Source organism: Geodermatophilus maliterrae (assembly GCF_041018925.1).
In the GTDB taxonomy this organism is placed as follows: Bacteria; Actinomycetota; Actinomycetes; order Mycobacteriales; family Geodermatophilaceae; genus Geodermatophilus; species Geodermatophilus maliterrae.
This window is the reverse complement of the sequence record NZ_JBFNXQ010000181.1, coordinates 1-3757: the sequence shown is the minus strand read 5'-3', so window position 1 is coordinate 3757 and position 3757 is coordinate 1. Positions and strand designations below refer to the sequence as shown.

Annotated in this window: 5 protein-coding genes; 2 read left to right on the top strand and 3 right to left on the bottom strand. The window is 77.7% G+C overall.

Annotated elements, in window-relative coordinates; all coding sequences use genetic code 11:
• Both ABQ292_RS26190 and ABQ292_RS26185 read right to left on the bottom strand, forming a co-directional pair.
• Positions 1–1025 (bottom strand): S-adenosylmethionine:tRNA ribosyltransferase-isomerase (locus ABQ292_RS26190; RefSeq protein ID WP_369210632.1); only part of this gene is annotated, 1025 nt, incomplete at its 3' end.
• On the bottom strand, positions 1022–1720 hold the full coding sequence (locus tag ABQ292_RS26185; protein WP_369210631.1) for an SDR family NAD(P)-dependent oxidoreductase: 699 nt from the start codon (positions 1718–1720) through the stop codon (positions 1022–1024). The genes ABQ292_RS26190 and ABQ292_RS26185, both read right to left, overlap by 4 nt.
• A gap of 46 nt (positions 1721–1766) precedes the next feature.
• Here ABQ292_RS26185 and soxR point away from each other — a divergent pair, with 46 nt between their 5' ends.
• Positions 1767–2234: a redox-sensitive transcriptional activator SoxR gene (gene soxR / locus ABQ292_RS26180; RefSeq protein WP_369210630.1), complete on the top strand. Its 468-nt coding sequence runs from the start codon at positions 1767–1769 to the stop codon at positions 2232–2234.
• Positions 2235–2347: 113 nt separating this feature from the next.
• Positions 2348–3199 (top strand): 4,5-DOPA-extradiol-dioxygenase, encoded by an 852-nt coding sequence (ygiD, locus tag ABQ292_RS26175; RefSeq protein ID WP_369210629.1) that lies wholly within the window; start codon positions 2348–2350, stop codon positions 3197–3199.
• Here ygiD and ABQ292_RS26170 read toward each other — a convergent pair.
• Positions 3196–3757, bottom strand: a 562-nt coding sequence (locus ABQ292_RS26170) for an SGNH/GDSL hydrolase family protein (RefSeq protein WP_369210628.1), incomplete at its 5' end; no start/stop codon positions are given. The two genes, ygiD and ABQ292_RS26170, sit on opposite strands and share 4 nt — an antisense overlap.

The window sequence follows — 3757 nt, the reverse complement described above, 5'->3', positions numbered from 1 at the left end:
GGCAGGAAGAGCATCGAGTCGCCGTACTCGTGCCACAGGTAGCCCCCGGCCACCGCCGCTCGGTAGGCGCCGGCGACCAGGTCCGCGCCGGCGACGGCTTCCAGGAGCAGCAGGTGGCTGGCCTCGGGCGCGTGCAGCCCGGTGACCAGTCCGGTCACCGCGCGCGGCGGCGAGTCCGGGCCCAGCACGAGGTCGGTCCAGCCCTCGCCGGCCCGGGTGACGCCGTCGTCGCCGGTGACGGTCTCCAGCGCCCGGGTGACCGTGGTGCCCACCGCGACCACCCGCCGCCCGGCGGCCCGGGTCGAGGTCACCAGCCGCGCGGTGACCTCGGGGACGCGGTAGCGCTCGGGCGCCGGCGGCTCGTGCAGCTCCGGGCTGGAGACGCCGGCGTGCAGCACCAGCGGGACCACCGGGACGCCCCGGGCCACGAGCCGCACGAGCAGCCGGTCGGTGAACGGCCGCCCCGCGCTGGCGTTCTCCGCGCTGCCCGGTTCGGTGGCGTAGACATTCTGCGCCTCGGCCAGCCGCACGGGCGCCTGCAGGTAGCCGTAGCGCACCGGCCGGCCGTGCTCGGCCAGGTAGGGGACGAGCGCGACCGCCGGCTCGACCCGGGCCCGCCAGAGCCGCGACGGACGCGCCGGGTCGGGGAAGCCGGTCCGCAGGCGCAGCCGGACGCCGCCGGGGAGGTTCAGCTCGGCGCCGGGCTCCAGCCCCGTCTCGGGCCCGTCGTTGCCGGGACGGCGGACCTCGACCACCCAGGAGCCGTCGTCGAGCGCCGTGGACACGTGCAGCGGGACCACCCGGCCGTCGGCACGGCGGGCGTCGAGGCGGGCGGGGAGCGTCGCCGAGGTGTTGACCACCACGAGGTCACCCGGCTCGAGCAGGTCGGGGAGGTCGGTGAAGCGGGCGTGCGTGACGCTGCCCGGGCGCACGGCCATGAGCCGGACGCCGTCGCGGGCCAGGCCGCGGTGCTCGGGCGGCGTCGTCGCCTCGCTGCCGGGCGGGAGGGCGAAGGTCGTGGTCACCGGGCCACCCCCGCAGGCAGGAGGTCGGCCGCGCGGACCCGGCCGCTGGGTGGGGCGTCGTCGTCGAGCAGGCGCAGGAGGGCCGGGACGACGGTCTCCGGTGCCGGCAGGCCGTCGTCCTCGGGTGCCGCGGCCCGGTGCATGTCGGTGTCCATGTCGCCGGGGTCGACGGCGTACACGCGCAGTCCCGGGTGCTCGACGGCCAGCACGGCGGTGAGCCGGTCGAGGGCGGCCTTGCTCGCGCCGTAGCCGCCCCAGCCCGGGTAGGCCTCGACGGCGGCGTCGCTGCTGACCGACACGACCGTGCCACCGGCCCGCTCGAGGGCGGGCAGCACCGCCTGCAGCAGGGCCAGGGGCGCCACGGTGTTGACCGCGAGCACGCGCTCGAGGGCGGCGGGTGGGAGGCCGGCCAGCGGCGGCAGCGGGGTGGGGCCGAGGTCGCTGGCGTTGTTGACCAGCAGGTCGAGCCGGTCGCCGACGGCCGCCGCCAGGGCCGCGCGGTGGGCGGGGTCGGTGACGTCCCCGGCCACGGCGGTGACCAGGCCGGGGTCGGGCAGCCCGGCGACGGCAGCGGCGAGGCGGCCGGGGTCGCGGCCGTCGACGACGAGGCGCCAGCCGCGGGTGACGAGGGCGCCGGCGAGGGCGCGGCCGAGACCCCGGGAGGCGCCGGTGACGAGTGCGGTGCGAGGTGTCATGGCCGTAGGCTCGGACCTCAAGTCGGCTTGAGGTCAAGGGGGTGCCGTGGACGGGTTGTCGATCGGTGAGGTGGCCGCCCGCTCCGGGATGGCGCCGTCGGCGCTGCGCTACTACGAGGCGCAGGGGCTCGTCACCGCCACCCGCACCGCCGGGGGCGCGCGGCGCTTCCCCCGCTCCGTGCTGCGGCGGCTGGCCTTCGTGCGGGCGGCGCAGAACGTCGGGCTGTCGCTGCCGGAGATCCGGGCCGCCCTGGACACCCTCCCGGAGGGGCGCGCGCCGTCGGCCCGCGACTGGGCGCGGCTCTCGCGTGGCTGGCGCGACCGGCTCGACGAGCAGATCGCGGCGCTCGAGCAGCTGCGCGACGGGCTGTCGTCGTGCATCGGCTGCGGCTGCCTGTCGCTGAAGACCTGCGCGCTGTCCAACCCGGGCGACGTCGCCGCCGGGCAGGGCGCCGGCGCCCGGTGGCTCTCGCCGCTGCTGCGGCGGGTGCCGCCGGGGAGCAACGCGGGGTGACGCCCCGGTGCGACGCGGGGTGACCCGCCCCGGTGCCTCTCGCGCGGCCCGGCCGGGCGCGGGAGGATCCGGGACGGCACGGTCTTCCCCCGACGCCGGCTGAGGAGAGCCGCATGACCCTCATGCCTGCCGCCTTCATCGGCCACGGCAACCCGATGAACGCCCTCGAGCGCAACCGCTACACCGACGCCTGGCGCGCCTTCGGGCGGTCGGTGCCCCGGCCGCGGGCGATCCTGGTCGTCTCGGCCCACTGGTACGTGCACGCCACCGCGGTGACGGCGATGGCCCGGCCGCGCACCATCCACGACTTCTTCGGCTTCCCGCCCGAGCTCTTCGACGTCCGCTACGACGCCCCGGGCCTCCCGGAGCTGCACGAGCAGGTCTCCGACGTCGTCTCCCCGACCTGGGTGGGTGCCGACCTGGACAGCTGGGGCATCGACCACGGCACCTGGTCGGTGCTGCTGCACGCCTTCCCCGAGGCCGACGTCCCGGTGGTGCAGCTGTCGATCAACGCACTCAAGAGCGCCGACTACCACCTGCAGATGGGGGCGGCGCTGGCGCCGCTGCGCGAGGACGGCGTGCTGGTGATCGGCAGCGGCAACGTCGTGCACAACCTCGGCGGGGTCAGCCGCGCGCTGCCCGACGCCGGGTTCGACTGGGCGCAGCGCTTCGACGAGCAGGCCAAGGAGCTGATGCTCACCGACCCCGCGGGGATCCCGCGGCTCGACGGCCACCGCGACTTCGACCTCGCCGTCCCCACGCCCGACCACTTCCTGCCGCTGCTCTACGTGGCCGGCATGGCCGGTGCGACCGGGACGACGGCGGACGTGCTGGTCGACGGCTACGCCTACGGCTCGCTGTCGATGACCTCCTACACCGTCGGCATGCCGACCCCGCGGGCCGGCGGCAACGGCTTCGCCGCGCCGCTCCCCGACGGCCCGCCCCCGGACGGCGCCAACATCTAGCGGGCGGGGCGGCCGGACAGGGCGATCCCGGCGAGGTCGGCCGTCCACTCCCGGACGGCGGCGGCGTTCGGGTGGAAGCCGTCGCCGGCGAAGTGCTCCCGGCCGGACAGCGGCGGGGCCGGGGCGTGACGGACCCCCGGCCGCGCGGCGGACAGGGCGCCCAGCTCGCGGTCGAGGGCGCGGGCGTGCCGGCCGAGGACACCGCGCAGCGGCTGCGGGAGCGTGGGGAAGGCGGCCAGATCGGGCAGGCCGGCCAGCACGACGACGCCGTCCGGTGCGACCAGCGGCGCCAGCGCGTCGAGCAGGGCGGTGACGTCGCGGCGCCAGGCCGCCCGTGCGCGCAGCCGCAGGGTGTCGTTGACCCCGAGCTGGACCAGGACGACGTCGGCGGCGGGACCGGCCAGGCCGGGCAGGAGCCGGGGCGTCGCCCGCCCGGCGGTCGTCCCGGTGCGCGCCGAGAGCCGCCAGTGCACCGCGCGCCCGCTGCGACCGGCCAGCGCGGCGGCGAAGCGGGCCGCGAGCGCGTCGTCCTGGGTGGCGACGCCGACGCCGGCGGCC